Source organism: Enterocloster sp. (assembly GCF_057861365.1).
On record NZ_DBMACH010000005.1, the window covers coordinates 140,493 to 161,328 of the forward strand.

Sequence of the window (20,836 nt, forward strand, 5' to 3'; positions counted from 1 at the left end):
CCTCCTATCGGTTCTTCACTGCATCCATAAAACGGTTTGCAATCTCTAACGGTCTTGTGATCGCTCCGCCTACCACAATGGCAAACGCTCCCGCATCCAGCATTTTTACCGCCTGATCTGGGTAATGGATTTTCCCCTCTCCGATAACCGGAACGTCCACAGTCTTTGACAAACGGCTTACCAGCTCATAATCCGGGCCGTCCATATGAGGAGAATCTGCCGTATAGCCGCTCATGGTAGTTCCCACAATATCCATTCCCAGCTTCCAGGCATTGATTCCCTCCTCATAGTTTGATATATCTGCCATAAGAATGGCATCCGGATATTTCTGGCGCACCTCTTTTATAAACTCATTTACGGTCTTTCCGTCTCCCCGTGCGCGCAGCGTACAGTCTAACGCGATCACATCGCTTCCAACAGCGACAAGCTCATCGACCTCCTTCATGGTAGGAGTAATGTAGCTTTCAAAGCCGGGATACTGGATCTTTACCAGTCCGATAACCGGAAGTCCTGTCTCCTCCTTGATCGCAGCTACGTCCCGGATGCTGCTGGTGCGGATCGCCGGAGTCCCCGCCATCTTTGCCGCTCTCGCCATCAGGTACATCACAGATTTTTCCTCCACATACAGAGGTTCTCCCGGAATAGCCTGGCATGAGATGATCATCTGCCCCTTGATCTGCTCAAATAGTTCCTGCTTGTTCATGTATCTCCTCCTGTTCTGCAACCACCCTTACAGACATTCCCCATTTTGCCCAAAAGGTCGATGCCATGAAATATTTCTTTTATAACTATATCATAAAGAAATATTTTTTTCAATTATAAATGTGTTGAAATATTTTTTTATTACTCATTTTAAAAACAGGACTGCCCTGAGAATGGCATCTCACAGACAATCCTGTTTCCATTTCAAACGTGTTCCATCAGATATTCGGCATCTTTGCCGTTGGCATCATCAGCACCTTTCCTGTGCCGCGGTATACATTTACCAGGCCTTCGCCCGAAGCTGCGGAGCCGATCAGACTCTTTCCGGAGCGCTCTACCGTAAAGTCCAGGCTCTTGCTCCAGGCAATGGCATAATTGCCGTCCACCTTGAGCACATCGTTCTGAAGCTCAATCTCGATCAACTCCTCTTTCGGGCATTCAGATTCGATACAGAACACTCCGTTCCCATTCAGGCTCAGGTTAAACAGTCCCTCTCCTCCGGCCACTGCAGAAGAGAAATTGGAACGCATCACCGCTTTGTGCTGCAGGGTAGATTCACAGGCTAAAAACAGACCGTCATCCAGCACCACTCCGCCGCCCCACTGGGCTGCATCCATCAGGATCAGATACTTATAGGTAGGTTCCAGCACCAAAACGCCGCTTCCCGTATACTCCGGCTTTATGGCGGATTCTCCGGTTGCCTTGCCCCGGACCGCTTTGCCGAGGAAATCTCCCACGCCCTTAATGCCGGTGGTTGCCTTTACATCTCCTAACATCCACTGCATGGCGCCTGCCTGAATGGTCACATTAGACTGATCCAGACTGCATACCAGCTGGCGCTTTCTCACATTCATCTGCGCGCAGTAATAAGCGGTTACTGCCGATCCGGGAGTCACGCTTAAGTCGCGCTGATATTCGATTACCTCAAAGGCTCCCAGCTTTGCAAGGACTTTTACATCATCATTGTCGGTGAAATTAGAAATACGGTACATAGATTTCCTCCTGTTCTCTCTGATATCGCAGCCTGCGGCAGATATCGTTTGATTTTATTTTTCCAGATTCTTCCACTTGAAGTTTGGAATCACATCAGACCACTTTTCAATTCCGATAATAGACTTGGCAAACTCTGAGGTTTCCAGAGTCGAATTTTTCTTGTCAATATCCCGGAATACCTGCCAGATCTTCTTGCGTTTCGTTGCTACGATCTTATCCGGCTGATTCATATCGCACTCCCACAGGCCGAACTTCAGTCCCTGCTTTGCCTCGCTGGGAGCATCCACCTGGCGGCTTACCGTATATGCGTCAATATATGGATTACTGTCTACAAGGTAGTAGGAGTACGCATAGGCAGCTGCCTGGATCTCAGGAATATCGCCTCTGGTGGGACTATAGGAGGTAAAGCCCTGCTCGGTCAGAATAATATGACGCACATTTCCCGAAGGAGCCTTCAGTGCCTCCTGGTTAAAGTAATCGGTAAGTACGTTCAGATTGGCAAAATTTATAACTGGTGAGTTAAAATCATTTGTAAAGAGCCCGGTAGCTTTGGGATCATCCCAGAATTCCGGCTCAATCATGGGACAGGGATACGGATGATAGGCCAGTCCCCAGTCCATCTGCCCCTGAACATTAGCAATGGAATTGAAGCTGTCTACGATCTCCTTGCCGCCGTATTTCAGCTTTCCGTCAATCTCATTCATCCAGTTGTAATCCAGTGAGAAATACACCCGGTCATTGGCATTGGTACTCTTGATGGCCGTGTAGAAAATACGGAACGCCTGCTGGTATACTTTTACATAATTTGTAAGATCCATAGAGCCCATATAGTTCCACTGCTGATTATTGATCTCATTTCCAATGATCCAGTTGGAAACCTTTCCATGGTTGGAATCTTTTCCGCTGTAGTGGTCAGCCAAAAAGGCCGCAATGGCTCTGGTCTGCTCAAAACCGGCTTCGTTTGCCCCGTTGAACATATAATAAAAGGCATTGGAAGACTTCTTCGTACCCGGATAGATCAGATCCGAACGGTTGGGGTTCCAGTCATTTAAAATGATCACCGTGACGGTCATTCCCTTATTGGAAAGAGCGCTGATGGTCCTGTCATAATCATCCATGATGGCCTTGTTAAAATGATAGATCTTGCCGTCATATTCATATTCAATGCCTGTACCCATGATCTGTGAAAACGCAATATTGGTGGTTACATGCTTTACGCCCAGGTCAAAGGCATCCTCCAGCATATCAATTTCGATGTTCAGTCCCTTTTTAGTCAGAGGATCCTTGAATGCTTCCGTATTTTTGGCCACTGCCTCAGGATTGGTAATGTAATGAGGCTCGCTGATGGCTTTATACTCTGTGCCGTCATAAGCAGCTAGTACAAATTTGCTGTACAGGCGGTCTGCTGTGCTTCCGAAATTTAACGGCACCTGAGCAGAGGATGATATAAGGGCGTCTGCCGAAGCAATATAATCGGTTCTTCCATCCAGACTGTTCTCATAGGTCTGCTGTTCAAATATATAGACCTTTCCATCGGTGCCGGCTGTATCGCCGCTGGTGGAAAAGGCGATTTCCACATTCTGCTTGTCTGCCGTCACCTTACAGGAACGGATCTGGCCTGTGAGCGCAATATCCTCTTTTGCTGCCTCCTGTGCAGCTTCACCTGAAGCCTGTGTTTCCTCCGCGGATACAGACCTGGAAAAAGCACCCAGGCTTACTGCTGTCACTCCAAAAAACAGCGCGGCTGCCAGAGCCATGCCTCTGCTTCTTTTAAACAGTTTATGCTTCATTTTGAGATTACCTCCAGAATTGATGTGTGTACTTACGGATGACCCGTTTTGATGTCAACCTCTATGATACATAATCTATCTTACAAATTCAATTACGATTTTATTACATTATCTTAAGTCTTACTTGTATACCTTCTTTAAAGTAAATCCCCGCCCCTGAACCTCATTGATCTGATTGATGATCATAAACGCTTCCGGATCCTCATCCAGCACCAGCTGGTTCAGCCTTGGCAGATCCCGCTTGGAAATCACAGCCAGCACCATATCCTGTTCCCGGTGAAGGTAACCGGTTTCCATGTGGAGAAGGCTGGTTCCGCAGTCCAGCCGCTGGCTGATCAGGGCATTAATCTGTTCATGGCGTCGGCTTACTATCTTCACCTGCATCTTTGTCATGCCGGCCATGAGAACCTTATCCAGCACCAGGGTATAAGTCACGATCAGAAGAATGCCGTAAAGCACTGCCTCTGCGGATGAAGTAATGAGCTGCATTGCCAGGATCACGCAGTCCAGTACATAAAGAGACAGGGATACATTGATGCCGCACTTCTTGCGCAGGATCAGACAGGGGATGTCCACACCTCCGGTAGAAGCGCCTGCCTTTATGACGATCCCGATTCCCGCTCCAATGAGAATACCGGCATAAATTACGGCTACCAGCCGTTCTTCCATGTAAAAGCCATGTATTCCCGTGCGCTCCATTACTGCCAGGGCAGCGGGATAAAACACGGTGCTTAAGGCCGTGGTAAGGGCAAATTCCTTTCCTAACTGCCACAGCCCCAGACCAAAGACCGCAATATTAAAAATACTTACAAAAAGGCTCACAGGGATTCCCCAGAGCCGGTTAAAAAACAGGCCCATGCCCGTAGTACCTCCGGTTACAAGCCCATTCGGCATGATAAACAACACTACGGCCATGGCATAAATCGCATTTCCAAATAAAATGGCTCCCACCCGTGCGGTCATACGAAGCCATTTTTGTCTGTCATTCTTCTGTTCCATTACAAGATTCTCCCTTATTTTATTTCCTATCACCGAGGGTATCATTTTTCATGGGAGCTGTCAAGAAACTTGCACTTGACAATCTCCTTCCTGCGTTTATAATACATTTAGAACTTTTGTATCTGTTTCCTTTTTCGGATGCTGAGCCGGTGTGAGGGGGAGCGCCCTGATGCTGCGTACAAAAGGATAGCGATGGGAGTCCGTGTTTCGGATTGAGAGGATGCAATCGAGCATCGACCGCAGAGCGCATATTCTGCGCCCTATTACAGCTGTCTGGAAGTTGCCGTCGCTATGCCTGTATTCCGGGAACATAGACTTGACGCACGCAGGTGCGTTTTTTTGTACCCTGAAATGCTCCCTGCCGGCATTTCCCGCAGCAGAAAAGAGGAAGGAATCTATGAACAAAAACAAACACGCTGCAAAACTGGTCTTTCTTGCCATGATGACAGCCCTGGGAGTGGTCATTTCCCCCATTCTCCGGGTAGAGGGAATGTGTCCCATGGCACATTTTATCAATGTCACCTGTGCGGTCATGCTTGGCCCCTGGTATGCCTTTGTGTGCGCCCTTGCCATTGGCATCATCCGCATGACCTGTATGGGGATCCCGCCTTTAGCACTCACAGGAGCTATATTCGGAGCCTTTTTATCCGGTATGCTCTACCGAATGTCCCGTGGCAGGCTGGTATGGGCCTTTGCAGGGGAGGTCATCGGCACAGGCATCATCGGAGCCATACTCTCCTATCCTGTCATGACCTTTGTCTGGGGAAAAACCGGCCTTACCTGGTTCTTTTATGTGCCTTCCTTCATTGCAGGCACGCTCATTGGAGGAACCATTGCATTTCTGTTTTTAAAGCATCTGCAGAAAGCCAGACTCTTATCCATGTTCCAGGAAACTCTGGGTTCCCGGACGTATGATTCCGGAGAGGACGTGGTAAATGATGCGCTGGGAATCGCATTTTCAGGCTTTATCGGCTATCTGGCTGTGACGGTAGCTGTCCATCAGCTTGTACCTCAGGGCGGTTCTGTGATAAACAGTCTCCGCTATATAGTTCTGGTCGGCTTTCTGGCAGCCGCCCTGATATACTGGAGCATCAAACGGCCCAAAGCAGCCTGAAACGCGCATTTTCCCATTTCCATACTTACATCAAAGGAGGATCTCATCATGAATCCTATCTCCCTCTTGCATAAAGAAGCACCTTTAATCCACTGCATCACCCACCCCATTGTAGTCAATGACTGTGCAAATGCAGTTCTGGCTCTGGGCGCACGTCCTATCATGGCGGAGCATCCCAAAGAAGCAGCCTCGATTGCCCAAATAGCCCGTTCCCTTACTGTCAGCCTGGGAAATATCACCGATGCCAGGGCCGAATCCATTTTTCTGGCAGGAAATGTGCGTCCGGCTGTCATAGATCTGGTAGGCATCACCTGCAGTGATTTCCGTATGAAGCTTGCCAGACGGTTTCTGGAAGAATGCCGTCCCGCTGTGATCAAGGGAAATGTTTCCGAGATACGCGCCATTGCCGGCGCAGGCTTCCACAACCAGGGGATCGACGTAAGCCGGGAAGACGCTGTCACTAAGGATGACCCAATGGCACAGTTTCGTCTGGCCCGGCTGATGAAAGAGATTTCAGACCGCACACAGGCCGTCGTAGCTGCCAGCGGTGAGGTGGATATTATTGTATCTCCTCAGGATGATAAAGCCTATTTTCTTGAAAACGGTTCTCCATCCATGGCCCGCATCACGGGAACCGGCTGTATGCTTACCTGCATTATGGGAACCTTTATGGCAGTAGTATCCCCCCTTGAGGCAGCGGTCTGCGGAGCTGCTGTCCTGGGAATTGCCGGAGAACGGGCCGATGCTTCAAAGGGACTTGGAACATATCACATAAGCCTGTTGGATCAGCTTTCCCTGATGACAGATGAAACGCTGAAATCCGAAATCCGTCTGCATTCTGTTGATCTTTCTTCTACAGCTTCATAAAACCGGACATCATACATCCGCCTGCCGCTCCTGTACTCAGGATCTCCGGCAGGCGTTCTTCATTTACTCCGCCAATGGCATAAACAGGAACACTGCTTTCCATACAAACCTGGCTTAAGAAGTCCAGTCCTCTCCCCGGAAGCCCTTTCTTACAATCTGTCTCATAGATATTGCCTGCAAACAGATAATCTGCGCCCAGCCGGACAGCCTCTTTTACCTCTTCCAACGAGTGAATGGATGTTCCCACACACTCTGCATCCAGCGGTCTCCCTTCCCTTCTCAATATACTCATCGGAAGATGAAGCTTCCTCATGCCCAGCTGTGCGGCTGCTGCAGGAGCTGTGTTCAAAATCAGCATCCGATCCTGTTCCCGGCAGATCTGATCCACTTCCTCTGCCAGCTTCCTGTAAATCTCAGGGCTTAAGTCCTTTTCCCTGAGCACTACTGCTCTGGGTTTGACACTTACAATCTTCCGAATCTGATCCAGATAGCTCTCCCAGAGTCCCGTTCCCGGTTCAAAACAGCCATCTTCTGTCTGATCCGCCCCCTCCGGCACTCTGCAGAGCCTGTGATTGGTTACTGCTACCATACGTTCATACATAAGCTGCATTTCCCTTTCTGTATTATAAAAAGCCCCCGGAAACTCCGGGGGCCAACTCGTTTGGGCACAATATCCATTCAGATATATCATTTATCACGTTCGTACGGCCTGATGGCCTGTAACGATTTAATTACTCTACGATAGATACAACTCTACCGGAACCTACTGTACGTCCACCCTCACGGATAGCGAAACGCAGACCCTGCTCCATAGCTACTGGATGAATCAGCTCTACGGACATCTCTACGTTATCACCAGGCATACACATCTCTGTACCTGCTGGCAGCTCGCAAACGCCGGTAACGTCAGTTGTTCTGAAGTAGAACTGTGGACGGTAGTTGTTGAAGAAAGGTGTATGACGGCCACCCTCGTCCTTGGTCAGAACGTAAACCTGAGCGGTAAACTTGTTGTGGCACTTTACAGAACCTGGCTTGCACAGACACTGTCCACGCTCGATCTCTGTTCTCTGAACACCACGCAGCAGAGCACCGATGTTATCACCAGCCTCAGCGCTGTCAAGAAGCTTACGGAACATCTCGATACCAGTTACAACGGTCTTACGAACGTCCTCATGGATACCGATGATCTCAACTTCGTCGTTCAGGTTCAGAGTACCACGCTCTACTCTACCAGTAGCAACAGTACCACGGCCAGTAATGGTGAATACGTCCTCTACAGGCATAAGGAATGGCTTCTCTGTCTCACGTACAGGATCTGGAATGTAGCTGTCAACAGCGTCCATCAGCTCCATAACCTTGTCGCCCCATGGGCCCATTGGATCCTCAAGAGCCTTCAGAGCAGAACCCTGGATGATAGGTGTATCATCACCTGGGAACTCGTACTCATTTAACAGCTCACGGATCTCCATGTCAACCAGCTCAAGCAGCTCAGCGTCGTCTACCATATCGCACTTGTTCATGAATACTACGATATAAGGAACGCCTACCTGACGGGACAGAAGGATGTGCTCTCTTGTCTGAGCCATAACACCATCAGTTGCAGCTACAACCAGGATAGCGCCGTCCATCTGAGCAGCACCAGTGATCATGTTCTTAACGTAGTCAGCATGTCCTGGGCAGTCAACGTGTGCATAGTGTCTCTTCTCTGTCTGATACTCAACGTGAGAAGTAGAGATGGTGATACCACGCTCTCTCTCCTCTGGAGCCTTATCGATGTTCTCGAAATCTACCTTTGCGTTGCCTGCAACTCTCTCTGAAAGAACCTTTGTGATAGCTGCGGTCAGAGTAGTTTTGCCGTGGTCAACGTGTCCAATGGTACCGATGTTACAATGTGGTTTAGTTCTGTCAAACTTAGCTTTAGCCATTTTATAACGTCCTCCTTAATTTGCGCCCCTTTTAGGGCTGATATAGTTAGTCAGGCTATCAATCATTATATTCTATTTTACTTTGATTTACAAGCCTTTTTTACTTTTTGTGGTCAGCAAGAACCTTCTCCTGAACGTTCTTTGGAACTGGCTCATACTTCTCGAAGAACATGGAGTAGTTGCCGCGTCCCTGTGTTCTGGAACGAAGGTCTGTAGAGTAGCCGAACATCTCAGACAGCGGAACGTAAGCCTTAACCATCTTACCGCCGCCAATGTCCTCCATACCCTCGATACGTCCACGGCGTGAATTGATATCACCGATAACATCACCCATGTACTCCTCAGGCATGGTAACCTCTACCTTCATGATCGGCTCAAGCAGGATTGGATTACCCTTCTGCATAGCATCCTTGAATGCCATGGAACCTGCGATGTGGAATGCCATTTCAGAAGAGTCAACCTCATGGTAAGAACCGTCGTATACATCTGCCCAAACGCCCAGTACAGGGAATCCGCCCAGAACACCAGTCTTAGCTGCTTCCTCAATACCTGCGCCGACTGCCGGGATGTACTCCTTAGGAATAGCACCGCCAACAACGGATGAAGTAAACTTGAAGGTCTCTTCTGCGTTTGCTTCCATTGGTGTGAAGTGAACCTTACAGTGACCGTACTGTCCACGACCACCAGACTGCTTTGCATACTTGCTGTCAACGTCAACGGCCTTGGTAAAGGTCTCCTTGTAAGCAACCTGAGGAGCGCCTACGTTAGCCTCTACGTTGAACTCACGCAGCAGACGGTCTACGATAATATCCAGATGAAGCTCGCCCATACCGGAGATAATGGTCTGGCCGGTCTCTTCGTCTGTACGAACCTTGAAAGTAGGATCTTCTTCTGCCAGCTTGACTAAAGCGTCGCCCATCTTGTCCTGGCTTGCCTTTGTCTTTGGCTCGATCGCGATATCGATAACCGGCTCTGGGAACTCCATAGACTCCAGGATAACAGGGTTCTTCTCATCACAGATGGTATCGCCTGTACCGGTTGTCTTAAAGCCTACTGCTGCAGCGATATCGCCGGAGTAAACCTTATCAAGTTCATTTCTCTTATTAGCATGCATCTGAAGGATACGTCCTACACGCTCCTTCTTGCCCTTTGTAGCATTCAGTACGTAAGAACCGGAGTTCAGAGTACCGGAATATACACGGAAGAATGCAAGCTTGCCCACGAATGGGTCAGTCATAATCTTGAATGCAAGCGCTGCGAACGGCTCTTCATCAGAAGAATGACGAACAATCTCATTTCCGTCCAGGTCAACACCCTTGATCGCAGGGATGTCTAATGGAGATGGCATGAATTCGATAATAGCATCCAGAAGCTTCTGAACGCCCTTGTTTCTGTAAGCGGTACCGCAGCATACAGGAACTGCTGTACACTCGCAGGTAGCCTTTCTTAATACCTTCTTCAGCTCATCATTGGAAGGCTCCTCGCCCTCAAGATACATCATCATCAGGTCATCGTCCAGCTCGCAGATTTTCTCTACTAGCTCGGTACGATATAACTCTGCATCGTCCTGCATATCTTCAGGAATGTCAACGATAGAAATGTCATCGCCCTTATCATCATTATAGATGTAGGCCTTCATCTCAAACAGATCGACGATTCCCTTGAAATCCTCTTCCTTGCCGATTGGCAGCTGAATGCAGATAGCGTTCTTGCCCAGACGGGTCTTGATCTGCTCTACAGCGCCGTAGAAGTTTGCACCCAGGATATCCATCTTGTTGATGAATGCCATACGGGGTACATTGTAAGTGTCAGCCTGACGCCATACGTTCTCAGACTGTGGCTCAACGCCGCCCTTTGCACAGAACACACCTACAGCGCCATCCAATACACGCAGGGAACGCTCAACCTCAACAGTGAAGTCTACGTGTCCAGGTGTATCGATGATGTTGATACGGTGCTCTAATGCGCCTGGCTTCGGCTTGCAGTTTTCCTGCAGAGTCCAGTGGCAGGTTGTAGCAGCGGAAGTAATGGTAATACCTCTTTCCTGCTCCTGAGCCATCCAGTCCATGGTAGCAGTACCTTCGTGAGTATCACCGATCTTATAATTTACACCAGTGTAATACAGAATACGCTCGGTTGTGGTAGTCTTACCAGCATCGATATGAGCCATGATTCCGATATTTCTGGTTCTTTCCAACGGATATTCTCTTCCAGCCAAGGGATTTTCCTCCTTAATTTAACGAAAAAAGCCGGTCTGCAATTAGAAACGGTAGTGAGCAAACGCCTTGTTTGCCTCTGCCATCTTGTGCATATCCTCTTTCTTCTTTACAGATGCGCCGGTGTTGTTGGCTGCGTCCATAATCTCATTTGCCAGTCTCTCTTCCTGAGTCTTCTCGCCTCTCTTACGGGAGTACAGAGTGATCCAGCGCAGAGCCAGAGCCTGTCTTCTCTCAGGCTTAACCTCGATGGGCACCTGATAGGTAGCGCCGCCGATACGCTTTGCCTTAACCTCAAGTACAGGCATAATGTTGTTCATTGCTTCTTCAAATACTTCGATTGCATCCTTACCGGTGCTTTCAGCCACACGATTGAATGCGCCGTATACGATTTTCTGTGCAACACCCTTCTTGCCGTCTAACATGATATTGTTGATCAGCTTTGTCACAACCTTATTGTTGTAGATCGGGTCTGCCAGAACGTCTCTTTTCTGAGTATGTCCTTTACGTGGCACGTTACTTCCCTCCTTAATATGCTGCCTTTTATCTGAAATGATACAGGCAGTTTCCATTAACTCAACGGTACTCACATGTTTCCATAAAATGTGTTCGTGCTCGGTCTATATATTTCCTGCAACCACAGGTACAATATCACGGATCCGGCACTAACAAATGCGGAAATATCTTCCGCCGTCACTTTACTGCTGTTAGTGGTACTAATCTGGTTTGTTCCAAACTGCTTTGAAATTACTTCTTGTCTTTCGGTCTCTTAGCGCCGTACTTGGAACGAGCCTGCTTTCTGTTTGCTACGCCTGCTGTATCCAGTGTACCTCTAACGATGTGGTATCTGGTACCTGGCAGGTCCTTAACTCTTCCTCCACGGATCAGAACAACGCTGTGCTCCTGAAGGTTGTGTCCCTCTCCTGGGATGTAGCTTGTTACTTCGATACCATTGGAAAGACGTACTCTGGCGATCTTTCTAAGTGCAGAGTTAGGCTTCTTAGGGGTAGCAGTCTTAACAGCGGTACATACGCCGCGCTTCTGTGGTGCAGATACGTCTGTTGCCTTCTTCTGTAAAGAGTTGTAACCCTTCTGCAGAGCTGGTGCAGTAGACTTCTTTGCGCTGCTCTGTCTTCCCTTTCTAACTAACTGGTTAAATGTTGGCATCCTTTTCACCTCCTGTGATATTGACTGTTGGTTGCTGTGTCTTTCAGCTTTTGTGCACCAAAACATAAGTGTTTTGAACACACTTTTTCATTATAGCATAAGGCGTAAATCTGTCAAGTATTTTTTGAGGGTGCTCTTTTGCATTTTTCTATAAAACATTTACGCAATTTTTATTGCATCATCTGGTATTTTCATGGATAATCAAATATACGCAGCCCCTGCCCCGTTTTTCATTTCTTTGTCTGCGTATTCTATCTTTGGGAGGATTACTATGAAATTCGAGGAACATAAAATCGTTCAGCAGGTCATGCGCTCCAGGCAGGATCCTGAGGCAGCGGATCAGCTGATCCGATCCTATATGCCATTTATCAAAGCAGAAACCGCACGCTTTATCCACCGTCCTCCGGTTGAGGGACGGGATGATGAGCTGTCTGTGGCCATGTTTGCTTTTTATGAAACAATGACGGTTTATAATCCGGACAGAGGTCCTTTTCTGCCTCTTGCAGCAGCCGGAATCCGAAACCGCCTGATCGACTATTTCCGGAAGGAGCAAAAGCACAGTGGGCAGCTCTCCTTAGACCAGCCTGCGGAGGAGGACGGCTGCACTCTTTTGGAAAAGACCGATCCGGGAGTTGATGATATTTCCGATTATCAGGATCTGGCTGCCGCTCAGTCGGAAATCGAAACATTTTCCGCAGAGCTTGCAGGTTTTGGACTTTCGCTCACTGATGTGGCAGACAGCTGCCCCCGCCAGGAGCGCACCCTGGACGCCTGCATGAAGGTTCTGGATTACGCCAAAAAGCATCCGGAGCTTCTGGAACAGATGATCCGCAGCCGTAAACTCCCCTTAAGCCAGCTGGCTCTGGGCTCAGGGGCAGAAAAAAAGACGCTGGAACGTCACCGGAAATATCTCATTGCCATTCTTCTTGCTTTTACAAACGGATTTGAAATCATACGCGGTCATCTCTCACAGATGAAAAAAGGAGGCGCAGCAGAATGAAATATCTGATCATGGAATGTCATATGGCTTATGCAGTGGTGCTGGATGAGGACGGGCGTTTTCTGAAGGCCGCCAATATGGATTATGAGGTAGGACAGACGGTAGATACCATTATGGAAATCGTAGAACCCGGAGCCGCCTTTTCGGAAGCGGACTGCCAGTCTGATTCTTTTTACGATACAGTATTTGAGGAAGCGGTGGAAGTACAGCCTGCCGTCCGAAGGACCAGCCGCCTTTCCCGCTGGTTAAAGTCTGCTCTTCCCGCAGCCGCAGCCCTTTGCCTTCTGCTGTCTGGAGGCCACTATTTTATTATGAGCCCTTACGGAACAGTACGGCTGTCCATCAACCCGGAAGTAGAGCTGTCTGTAAACCGGCTGGATTATGTGCTTTCATTATCCGGCATCAACCGGGATGGAGAGGACTTGATCCGGGGATATGACTATAAAAGGAAGAAAGTCGAAGAAGCTGCGGCAGATCTGGCCGAGCGGGCCATAGATATGGACTATCTGGCTCCAGGCGGGACGATCTATGTAGGCGTTTCCTCTGCTCATGAGGACTGGGCGGATGAGATGAAAAGGGATCTCACCTGGGAGCTTGACGGTCGCCTTGGATCGGATATCCATATAAGTGCTGATCCCAAACCTGATGAGAGTCCGGAATCTGGTACGGCACGTGAAGCCGAAACCGCATTTCCTGCTGCTCCCCCCGTTTCCGAAACAGTGCCTGCCGCTGTGCAGACTGCCCCGGCGGCACATCAAACTGTCCCGACAGCCCACCCGAATGATAATTGGAATGAGGATTCAGATGAACAGCGGGATGAGGATTGGGATGATACCACCAATCATGGCTCAGACGATAATCAGGAGGACGACTGGGATGACGCAGCAGATGATGACAGCAATAATGGCAATGGGGACAATGACGATAATGACGACGATGATGATGACAGCAATGATTAAAATCGACCTGATATCAGGGACATATTAAACTTTTAAAAAATTATATTTTTTTCATTTCGACCCCGTTTTTTTCAAATGCACTCCGTATTCTGTCTATGTAAAGAAAAAACAATCCAAGCACAGGTGATAGATCAAGGAGGAAACTATAATGAGAAAGATGAACCTGAAAAAATCTATGATGGCAGCAGTTGTTGCAGCAATGGCACTTGTAACTGTAATCGGCAGCACGATTACCGCATCAGCATCCCCCAGAACTGCCAAAAAGATAATCGGCATTGAGCAGGCAAAGGAAGCCGCTTTAAAGGCTATGAAAATTAAAGAAGCGGATGCTGTGTTCACAGAACAGGAATGCGAACTGGACGACGGCGTATATGAGCTGGAATTCACTGCCGGAAAGTTTGAGTATGATGTGGAAGTAAACGCTTATACCGGTAAAGTGATCAAGGCTGATTACGAAAACAACCGTGACTGGGATGATCTGCGGGATGACCGTTGGGATGACGACCGCGATAACAGCTGGGATGATGACGACCGCTGGGATGACGACAGATTCGACGATGATGACCACTGGGACGACTAATCCGTTCTCTGTAAGACAGTGACCATCCCCGGCTCAAAGCCGCATGGCAAATGCTGACGCAGAAGCCTGCGGCTTTTTTCATGTGTTCCCACTTTCTTAAATTTTTTCTGTTTCTATGAAACTTTTATATGCTTCCGTTCGTCTAATTTATATTATATGAGGTGCAGAAGCCATTTGCATCCTAAACTTAAATATGATTTAGACAGGATGGACTACTAATGATATTTTCCAGCTTTGACTTTTTATTTCGTTTTCTTCCTTTATTTCTGATTCTTTATTTCATATGTCCGGAGAAATGGCGGAATCAGTGCCTTTTTGCCGGAAGCCTGATCTTCTATTTTTATGGAGCCAGACACTCCCCTCTTTATTTTGTCCTGTTTCTCCTTTCAATACCTGTAAACTTTTTCATCGGACAGCTTATTGGAAGAAAACGGGATGCAAAAGAACGCAGCTTCTGGCTGAATGCCGGGATCTTCTATAACCTGTTCTGGCTGATCCTTTTTAAATACAGCACATTTATAACGGAAAACTTAAACCTGCTCCTGTCATATACAAAAACAGGTCTGCAGTTTCCCGTCATCCGCCTGTCCCTCCCCCTTGGAATCAGCTTTTACACCTTTCAGGCCATCGCCTATCTGGCCGATGTATATAGGAAGGAAATCCGCAGTGAACATTCCCTCCTTCGCTTCTGTACCTGGTTTTCCATGTTTACCCAGGTAACCTCCGGCCCCATTACCCGTTATCAGGAAATCCGCTCTCAGCTGATCCGGCGCCGTTTTTCCATGAACCGTCTGGAAACCGGTCTTAGAGAGTTTACTATTGGCTTAAGCCTTAAGGTGCTGCTTGCCAATCAGCTCGGCAGGCTGTGGAGCCAGGTCGGAGCCATTGGATACGAAAGCATCTCCACGCCGCTTGCCTGGATGGGAATCATTGCATTCAGCCTTCAGCTTTACTTTGACTTTTACGGCTACTCCCTCATGGCCCAGGGAATCGGCTGGATCCTGGGATTTCAGATTCCCAGAAACTTTGCCTATCCCTACCAGTCTCTGACAATGACGGAGTTCTGGCGTCGGTGGCATATAACCCTTGGAAAATGGTTCCGCGACTATGTATATATTCCTCTTGGTGGCAATCAAAAAGGCTTTGTCATTATGGTGCGCAATCTACTCACCGTGTGGCTTCTGACTGGTTTCTGGCATGGCGCTGACTGGAATTTTCTTCTCTGGGGTCTTCTGCTTTTTGCTCTGATCTCTATTGAAAAAATGGGACTGGGACGTATCTTAAACCGTTTTCCAGCCGCGGGGCACCTGTATATGGCTCTTGTGATTCCTTTAAACTGGCTGGTCTTTGCCATTTCACAGCCGCCACAGATCCTTATTTATTTACAGAGGCTCTTTCCGTTTTTCACAGCCCCCGGAACCTACACCTGGTTTGAGGGAGACTATCTGAAATACGGCCGCATCTATGGGTTGTCTCTTCTTGCAGGCCTGATTTTTATGACCGATCTGCCAAGGCGGATCTACAGCCGGCACCGCCGCAGTTTTCTGACTGCCGTTATACTTATAGTTCTGTTCTGGCTCTGTGTTTACTGTATTAAAATGGGAATGGATGACCCGTTTTTATACTTCCGGTTCTAAGGAAAGTTCTAAGAAACAGATAGAAAGAGAAATTGTGTGAATAAAATGAAAAAATACTGGTATACTATGATGCTTATTGGAAGTTTGATTGCCGTAAAAGGAAGTTCCCTTATTCCCCGGATATGGGAACTAGAAACGTTTTCAGGTGAACATAAAATCGAGCGGCTGGCAGAAACTGAGGATAAACAGCCATCTAACATCCCCCTATCCTCTGATTCCATTTCCGAAAGTGCTGCCTCCAAAGGCAGCACCGAAACTCCTACAGCAAAGTTCCCCTCTCCAGAGTCCTCCCCTGCGGAGCCGCCCACTGACGGGTCTGCCCCTGTCACAGAGTCCTCCACAGAAGCGCCTCCGGCGGAGACTTTGCCGCCTGCTGACACCTCTGTTCCCGTTGACCTAAGCACCTCCCTTTTTATCGGAGATTCACGGACAGAAGGCTTAAAGGAATACGGAGGTCTGGAAGAAGCAGAGTTTTTTGCCAATTCCGGCATGAGCAGCTTTAACCTTCTCTCAACCAATCTTACCGTAAAGGATGGAAGCAAAAAAACACTGGAAGAACTTCTCTCCCAACACAGCTATGAGCGGATTTACCTCATGCTGGGCATCAATGAACTGGGATACCCTCCTTCCTCCGTAACAAAGAAGTACGCCTCTATCGTAGACTGGATCCACCAGCTTCAGCCCCAGGCCAGAATCATTCTGGAGGCTAATCTCCATGTAACAAAAAAGAAGTCCGATTCCGACCCGGTCTATGGAAATGGAAAAATTGATTCTTTAAATCAAGCTATTTACCAGATGGCTGTAGAAAAAGGCTGCGGCTATATAGATGTAAACAGTCTTTTTGACGACGGCCAGGGAAACCTTGATTCCAAATATTCTGTAGACAATGCCCACATTATGGGAAAGTATTATACGGTCTGGGCCGAATGGCTCAGAACACAAAATGCATAAAAAACACCGGATGGCCAGTTTTCCCTGTCCGTCCGGTGTTTTTATGATTCAATCTGTCATTCAGACCTGTATTTTATTCTTCTGCATCCTCAGAGCTTTCTTCTTCCTCTGCATCCTCGTCCTCGATTACAGTATCGTCCAGATCCAGAACCTCTTCTGCTACGTTATCTTCTGTAAGCTCGCTGCTTTCCTCAGATGTCAGCTCTTCCTCTTCAGAAAGAAGGATCTCTTCCTCAGCTGCCGCTGCGATCTTATCATCCGTATCCAACTTTACAGTTCTGTAGCGCTTCATACCGGTACCTGCCGGGATTGGCTTACCGATAATAACATTCTCCTTCAGACCAATCAGGTGATCTACCTTACCGTTGATAGCGGCCTCGGTCAGAACCTTGGTGGTCTCCTGGAAGGATGCGGCTGACAGGAAGGAATCTGTAGCAAGAGATGCCTTTGTAATACCCAGCATAACCTGCTTGCCCTCTGCGGGACGCTTGCCCTCTGCGATCAGAGCCTCATTCATCTCATTGAAATCCAGAACATCCATGGATACGCCCGGCAGTACATCACTGTCGCCGCTTTCCTCGATGCGGATCTTCTTTAACATCTGATGAACGATCATTTCAACGTGCTTATCGTTGATTTCTACACCCTGAAGACGGTATACACGCTGTACTTCCTGGATCATGTAATCCTGTACGGCACGAACGCCCTTGATCTTTAAGATATCGTGAGGATTTACGCTACCTTCGGTCAGCTCATCACCGGCCTCAAGAACCTGTCCGTCCATAACCTTGATTCTGGAACCGTAAGGAATCAGATAGGTCTTGGAATTTCCGGTTTCATTGTCAGTAACTGTGATCTCTCGCTTCTTCTTTGTATCCTTGATAGTTACAACGCCGCCAAACTCAGTGATAATGGCAAGACCCTTTGGCTTACGGGCCTCAAAAAGCTCCTCAACTCGAGGAAGACCCTGTGTAATATCGCCGCCGGCAACGCCGCCCGTATGGAAAGTACGCATGGTAAGCTGTGTACCGGGCTCACCGATGGACTGTGCCGCGATGATTCCGACTGCCTCACCGACCTGTACCGGCTGGCCGGTTGCCATGTTGGCTCCATAGCACTTGGCGCACACACCGATATGGGACTTACAGCTTAATACGGTACGGATCTTCACAGACTTGCGTCCCTGCTTATCCAATACCTTCATAACAGCTGCAGCACGCTTAGGCGTACACATATGGTTTGCCTTCATTACCAGCTCTCCCGTATCGGGATCAACGATATCTTCGGCAATATAACGGCCTGTAATTCTCTCCTGCAGATCCTCGATTACTTCATTTCCGTCTGTGAATGCCTTAATCTCCATAAATGGAATATCCTTGTCCTCACAGCAGTCTACCTCACGGATGATCAGATCCTGAGATACGTCTACCAGACGTCTGGTCAGGTAACCGGAGTCAGCCGTACGAAGAGCCGTATCAGACAGACCCTTACGTGCACCATGAGCGGAAATGAAGTACTCCAGTACGTCAAGACCTTCACGGAAGTTAGACTTGATAGGAAGTTCGATGGTGTGACCGGTTGTATCGGCCATCAGTCCTCGCATACCTGCCAGCTGCTTGATCTGCTTATCAGATCCTCGCGCACCGGAGTCGGCCATCATGAAAATGTTGTTGTACTTATCCAGTCCGGTCAGCAGATCGTGGGTCAGCTGATCATCGGTGGTCTTCCAGGTTTCGATTACTTCTTTATAGCGCTCCTCCTCGGTGATCAGACCGCGGCGGTAGTTCTTTGCAATGTGGTCTACGGTAGCCTGTGCATTTGCGATCAGTTCCGGTTTGCTTGCAGGCACGGTCATATCGGAAACGGATACGGTCATGGCTGCTCTGGTAGAAAACTTGTAGCCGATTGCCTTGATGTCATCCAGAGTAACGGCCGTCTGGGTAGCGCCGTGTACGTTGATAACCTTCTCAAGGATCTGCTTTAACTGCTTTTTAGCTACCAGGAAGTCAACCTCCAGCTTTAACTCATTTTCAGGAATGGAACGGTCTACAAAGCCAAGATCCTGAGGAATGATCTCGTTGAAGATCAGACGGCCGATGGTAGACTCGATAATACCAGTTTTTACCGTGCCGTCAGGCAGAGTCTTTGATACTCTTACCTTTACCCTGGAGTGCAGAGTAGCTTCATGGTTTTCATAAGCCAGAATTGCCTCATTTACACTCTTGAAAATCATTCCCTCGCCCTTTGCACCGGGACGCTCCTGAGTCAGGTAGTAAATACCGAGAACCATATCCTGAGACGGAACAGCCACAGGGCCGCCGTCAGAAGGCTTTAACAGGTTGTTCGGGCTTAAAAGCAGGAAGCGGCACTCAGCCTGTGCTTCTACAGACAGAGGAAGATGAACTGCCATCTGGTCGCCGTCGAAGTCAGCGTTGAACGCGGTACAAACAAGAGGATGAAGCTTAATGGCCTTACCTTCTACCAGGATCGGTTCAAAAGCCTGGATACCCAGCCTGTGCAGCGTAGGAGCACGGTTCAGCATAACAGGATGCTCTTTAATTACATCCTCCAGTACATCCCAAACCTCCGTCTGGAGCTTCTCCACCATCTTCTTTGCGTTCTTGATATTGTGAGCGGTGCCATTGGATACAAGCTCCTTCATAACGAAAGGCTTAAACAGCTCAATAGCCATTTCCTTTGGCAGACCACACTGATAAATCTTTAATTCAGGGCCTACTACGATAACGGAACGTCCGGAGTAGTCAACACGCTTACCTAACAGGTTCTGACGGAAGCGTCCCTGCTTACCCTTTAACATATCAGAAAGGGACTTAAGCGCACGATTTCCAGGTCCTGTTACAGGGCGGCCCCGGCGGCCATTGTCGATCAAGGCGTCTACTGCCTCCTGGAGCATACGCTTCTCGTTGCGGACGATGATATCCGGAGCGCCCAGTTCCAGAAGTCTGGCAAGACGGTTGTTACGGTTGATGATCCTTCTGTACAGGTCATTTAAGTCAGAGGTAGCAAAACGTCCGCCGTCCAGCTGTACCATAGGACGTATATCCGGCGGAATCACGGGGATTACGTCCATGATCATCCACTCTGGACGGTTTCCAGAGTTTAAAAATGCCTCTACCACTTCCAGGCGCTTAATGATTCTTGCGCGCTTCTGTCCGGTAGCGTCTACCAGCTGCTTTCTTAAATCAGCTGAATCCTTCTCCAGATCAATGGACATCAGAAGCTCCTGAATCGCCTCAGCACCCATTCCCACACGGAAGGCAGTTGAGCCGCCGTACTTCTCTACTTCCTCACGGTACTCCTTCTCAGACAGAACCTGCTTATACTGAAGGCTGGTAACACCTGGATCCAGTACAACATAGGAAGCAAAGTAGAGCACCTTCTCCAGGGTTCTGGGGGAAATATCCAGAATCAGTCCCATACGGCTGGGAATTCCCTTAAAGTACCAGATATGGGAAACAGGAGCTGCAAGCTCGATACGTCCCATACGCTCTCTTCTTACACTGGCCTTTGTCACCTCAACGCCGCAGCGGTCGCAGATCACGCCCTTATAGCGGATCTTCTTGTACTTGCCGCAGTGGCACTCCCAGTCCTTGCTTGGACCAAAAATCCTCTCGCAGAACAGACCGTCCTTCTCCGGCTTTAAAGTTCTATAGTTGATGGTCTCTGGCTTCTTTACAACGCCGTGCTCCCACCACTCTCTCCACTCTCTGGAGGGAGCGCCTGAAGGCTCAGGCATACGGTTGCGCATGGCACCCTGCTCCCACCATTCTCTCCACTGCTTGCTGGGCTTGTCAGCAGGTTCAGGTGTCCTGTGGGTCCAGGATCTAATCTTTTCAGGGGAAGCCAGACCAATCTTAATGGCATCAAATGTCATTGGATGATAAGTTTCATTTGTTTCCGGCATGAGCTCTTACT

General features: G+C 48.5%; 17 protein-coding genes. 7 read left to right on the forward strand and 10 right to left on the reverse strand.

Going from position 1 to position 20,836, the window contains the following annotated elements:
- Positions 1-4: 4 nt before the first annotated feature.
- The 4 genes from ACZM6M_RS07305 to ACZM6M_RS07320 form a co-directional block, all read right to left on the reverse strand.
- A complete protein-coding gene (locus ACZM6M_RS07305) occupies positions 5-703 on the reverse strand; it encodes an N-acetylmannosamine-6-phosphate 2-epimerase (protein ID WP_296036266.1) in 699 nt (232 codons plus the stop codon).
- Positions 704-920: 217 nt separating this feature from the next.
- The gene (locus ACZM6M_RS07310; protein ID WP_066544655.1) at positions 921-1,694 is read right to left on the reverse strand and encodes an AIM24 family protein; all 774 of its coding nucleotides are present in this window, start codon (positions 1,692-1,694) and stop codon (positions 921-923) included.
- A gap of 54 nt (positions 1,695-1,748) precedes the next feature.
- Positions 1,749-3,485: a DUF5722 domain-containing protein gene (locus tag ACZM6M_RS07315; RefSeq protein ID WP_418926542.1), complete on the reverse strand. Its 1,737-nt coding sequence runs from the start codon at positions 3,483-3,485 to the stop codon at positions 1,749-1,751.
- 120 nt (positions 3,486-3,605) lie between these two features.
- Complete coding sequence (locus ACZM6M_RS07320; RefSeq protein WP_066544659.1) at positions 3,606-4,484, reverse strand: YitT family protein; 879 nt, start codon at positions 4,482-4,484, stop codon at positions 3,606-3,608.
- A gap of 397 nt (positions 4,485-4,881) precedes the next feature.
- Here ACZM6M_RS07320 and thiW point away from each other — a divergent pair, with 397 nt between their 5' ends.
- Entirely contained in the window at positions 4,882-5,598 is a 717-nt protein-coding gene (gene thiW / locus ACZM6M_RS07325) for an energy coupling factor transporter S component ThiW (RefSeq protein WP_066544660.1), read from the forward strand.
- A gap of 48 nt (positions 5,599-5,646) precedes the next feature.
- Positions 5,647-6,465 carry a hydroxyethylthiazole kinase gene (thiM, locus tag ACZM6M_RS07330; RefSeq protein ID WP_066544662.1) on the forward strand — a complete coding sequence of 273 codons (819 nt, stop codon included), beginning with the start codon at positions 5,647-5,649 and terminating at the stop codon, positions 6,463-6,465.
- On the opposite strand, the gene ACZM6M_RS07335 is transcribed toward thiM, so the two are convergent.
- The 5 genes from ACZM6M_RS07335 to rpsL all read right to left on the reverse strand — a co-directional run bounded on the left by ACZM6M_RS07335 (position 6,452) and on the right by rpsL (position 11,773).
- A complete protein-coding gene (locus tag ACZM6M_RS07335) occupies positions 6,452-7,066 on the reverse strand; it encodes a thiamine phosphate synthase (RefSeq protein ID WP_066544664.1) in 615 nt (204 codons plus the stop codon). The two genes, thiM and ACZM6M_RS07335, sit on opposite strands and share 14 nt — an antisense overlap.
- Positions 7,067-7,196: 130 nt before the next feature.
- A complete protein-coding gene (gene tuf, locus ACZM6M_RS07340; protein ID WP_066544665.1) occupies positions 7,197-8,390 on the reverse strand; it encodes an elongation factor Tu in 1,194 nt (397 codons plus the stop codon).
- A 100-nt stretch (positions 8,391-8,490) separates the two neighbouring features.
- The gene (gene fusA / locus ACZM6M_RS07345; RefSeq protein ID WP_066544667.1) at positions 8,491-10,608 is read right to left on the reverse strand and encodes an elongation factor G; all 2,118 of its coding nucleotides are present in this window, start codon (positions 10,606-10,608) and stop codon (positions 8,491-8,493) included.
- A 42-nt stretch (positions 10,609-10,650) separates the two neighbouring features.
- Positions 10,651-11,121 carry a 30S ribosomal protein S7 gene (gene rpsG / locus ACZM6M_RS07350; protein WP_176255006.1) on the reverse strand — a complete coding sequence of 157 codons (471 nt, stop codon included), beginning with the start codon at positions 11,119-11,121 and terminating at the stop codon, positions 10,651-10,653.
- Positions 11,122-11,353: 232 nt separating this feature from the next.
- On the reverse strand, positions 11,354-11,773 hold the full coding sequence (gene rpsL, locus ACZM6M_RS07355) for a 30S ribosomal protein S12 (protein ID WP_066544671.1): 420 nt from the start codon (positions 11,771-11,773) through the stop codon (positions 11,354-11,356).
- Between the two features lie 271 nt (positions 11,774-12,044).
- On the opposite strand from rpsL, the gene ACZM6M_RS07360 reads away from it, so the two are divergent.
- From ACZM6M_RS07360 to ACZM6M_RS07380, 5 genes are all read left to right on the forward strand, one after another.
- Positions 12,045-12,773, forward strand: a complete 729-nt coding sequence (locus ACZM6M_RS07360; RefSeq protein WP_066544673.1) for a sigma factor — start codon at positions 12,045-12,047, stop codon at positions 12,771-12,773.
- Positions 12,770-13,732 (forward strand): anti-sigma-I factor RsgI family protein, encoded by a 963-nt coding sequence (locus ACZM6M_RS07365; protein ID WP_489490040.1) that lies wholly within the window; start codon positions 12,770-12,772, stop codon positions 13,730-13,732. Before ACZM6M_RS07360 ends, ACZM6M_RS07365 begins: the two co-directional genes overlap by 4 nt.
- Positions 13,733-13,880: 148 nt before the next feature.
- Positions 13,881-14,312, forward strand: a complete 432-nt coding sequence (locus ACZM6M_RS07370) for a PepSY domain-containing protein (RefSeq protein ID WP_418926541.1) — start codon at positions 13,881-13,883, stop codon at positions 14,310-14,312.
- A 218-nt stretch (positions 14,313-14,530) separates the two neighbouring features.
- A complete protein-coding gene (locus ACZM6M_RS07375) occupies positions 14,531-15,949 on the forward strand; it encodes an MBOAT family O-acyltransferase (protein WP_337434255.1) in 1,419 nt (472 codons plus the stop codon).
- A 45-nt stretch (positions 15,950-15,994) separates the two neighbouring features.
- Entirely contained in the window at positions 15,995-16,900 is a 906-nt protein-coding gene (locus ACZM6M_RS07380; protein WP_337434279.1) for a GDSL-type esterase/lipase family protein, read from the forward strand.
- Positions 16,901-16,973: 73 nt separating this feature from the next.
- On the opposite strand, the gene rpoC is transcribed toward ACZM6M_RS07380, so the two are convergent.
- The gene (gene rpoC, locus ACZM6M_RS07385; protein ID WP_489490042.1) at positions 16,974-20,825 is read right to left on the reverse strand and encodes a DNA-directed RNA polymerase subunit beta'; all 3,852 of its coding nucleotides are present in this window, start codon (positions 20,823-20,825) and stop codon (positions 16,974-16,976) included.
- Positions 20,826-20,836: the final 11 nt, after the last annotated feature.

What these genes read in the sequence shown, in the direction of transcription:
- thiM (WP_066544662.1), top strand. Translation starts at nt 5,647, where the DNA reads ATGAATCCTATCTCCCTCTTGCATAAAGAAGCACCTTTAATCCACTGC.
- ACZM6M_RS07320 (WP_066544659.1), bottom strand. Translation starts at nt 4,484, where the DNA reads ATGGAACAGAAGAATGACAGACAAAAATGGCTTCGTATGACCGCACGG.
- ACZM6M_RS07305 (WP_296036266.1), bottom strand. Translation starts at nt 703, where the DNA reads ATGAACAAGCAGGAACTATTTGAGCAGATCAAGGGGCAGATGATCATC.
- thiW (WP_066544660.1), top strand. Translation starts at nt 4,882, where the DNA reads ATGAACAAAAACAAACACGCTGCAAAACTGGTCTTTCTTGCCATGATG.
- ACZM6M_RS07360 (WP_066544673.1), top strand. Translation starts at nt 12,045, where the DNA reads ATGAAATTCGAGGAACATAAAATCGTTCAGCAGGTCATGCGCTCCAGG.
- ACZM6M_RS07315 (WP_418926542.1), bottom strand. Translation starts at nt 3,485, where the DNA reads ATGAAGCATAAACTGTTTAAAAGAAGCAGAGGCATGGCTCTGGCAGCC.
- ACZM6M_RS07370 (WP_418926541.1), top strand. Translation starts at nt 13,881, where the DNA reads ATGAGAAAGATGAACCTGAAAAAATCTATGATGGCAGCAGTTGTTGCA.
- tuf (WP_066544665.1), bottom strand. Translation starts at nt 8,390, where the DNA reads ATGGCTAAAGCTAAGTTTGACAGAACTAAACCACATTGTAACATCGGT.
- ACZM6M_RS07310 (WP_066544655.1), bottom strand. Translation starts at nt 1,694, where the DNA reads ATGTACCGTATTTCTAATTTCACCGACAATGATGATGTAAAAGTCCTT.
- rpoC (WP_489490042.1), bottom strand. Translation starts at nt 20,825, where the DNA reads ATGCCGGAAACAAATGAAACTTATCATCCAATGACATTTGATGCCATT.
- ACZM6M_RS07375 (WP_337434255.1), top strand. Translation starts at nt 14,531, where the DNA reads ATGATATTTTCCAGCTTTGACTTTTTATTTCGTTTTCTTCCTTTATTT.
- ACZM6M_RS07365 (WP_489490040.1), top strand. Translation starts at nt 12,770, where the DNA reads ATGAAATATCTGATCATGGAATGTCATATGGCTTATGCAGTGGTGCTG.
- ACZM6M_RS07380 (WP_337434279.1), top strand. Translation starts at nt 15,995, where the DNA reads ATGAAAAAATACTGGTATACTATGATGCTTATTGGAAGTTTGATTGCC.
- ACZM6M_RS07335 (WP_066544664.1), bottom strand. Translation starts at nt 7,066, where the DNA reads ATGTATGAACGTATGGTAGCAGTAACCAATCACAGGCTCTGCAGAGTG.
- rpsL (WP_066544671.1), bottom strand. Translation starts at nt 11,773, where the DNA reads ATGCCAACATTTAACCAGTTAGTTAGAAAGGGAAGACAGAGCAGCGCA.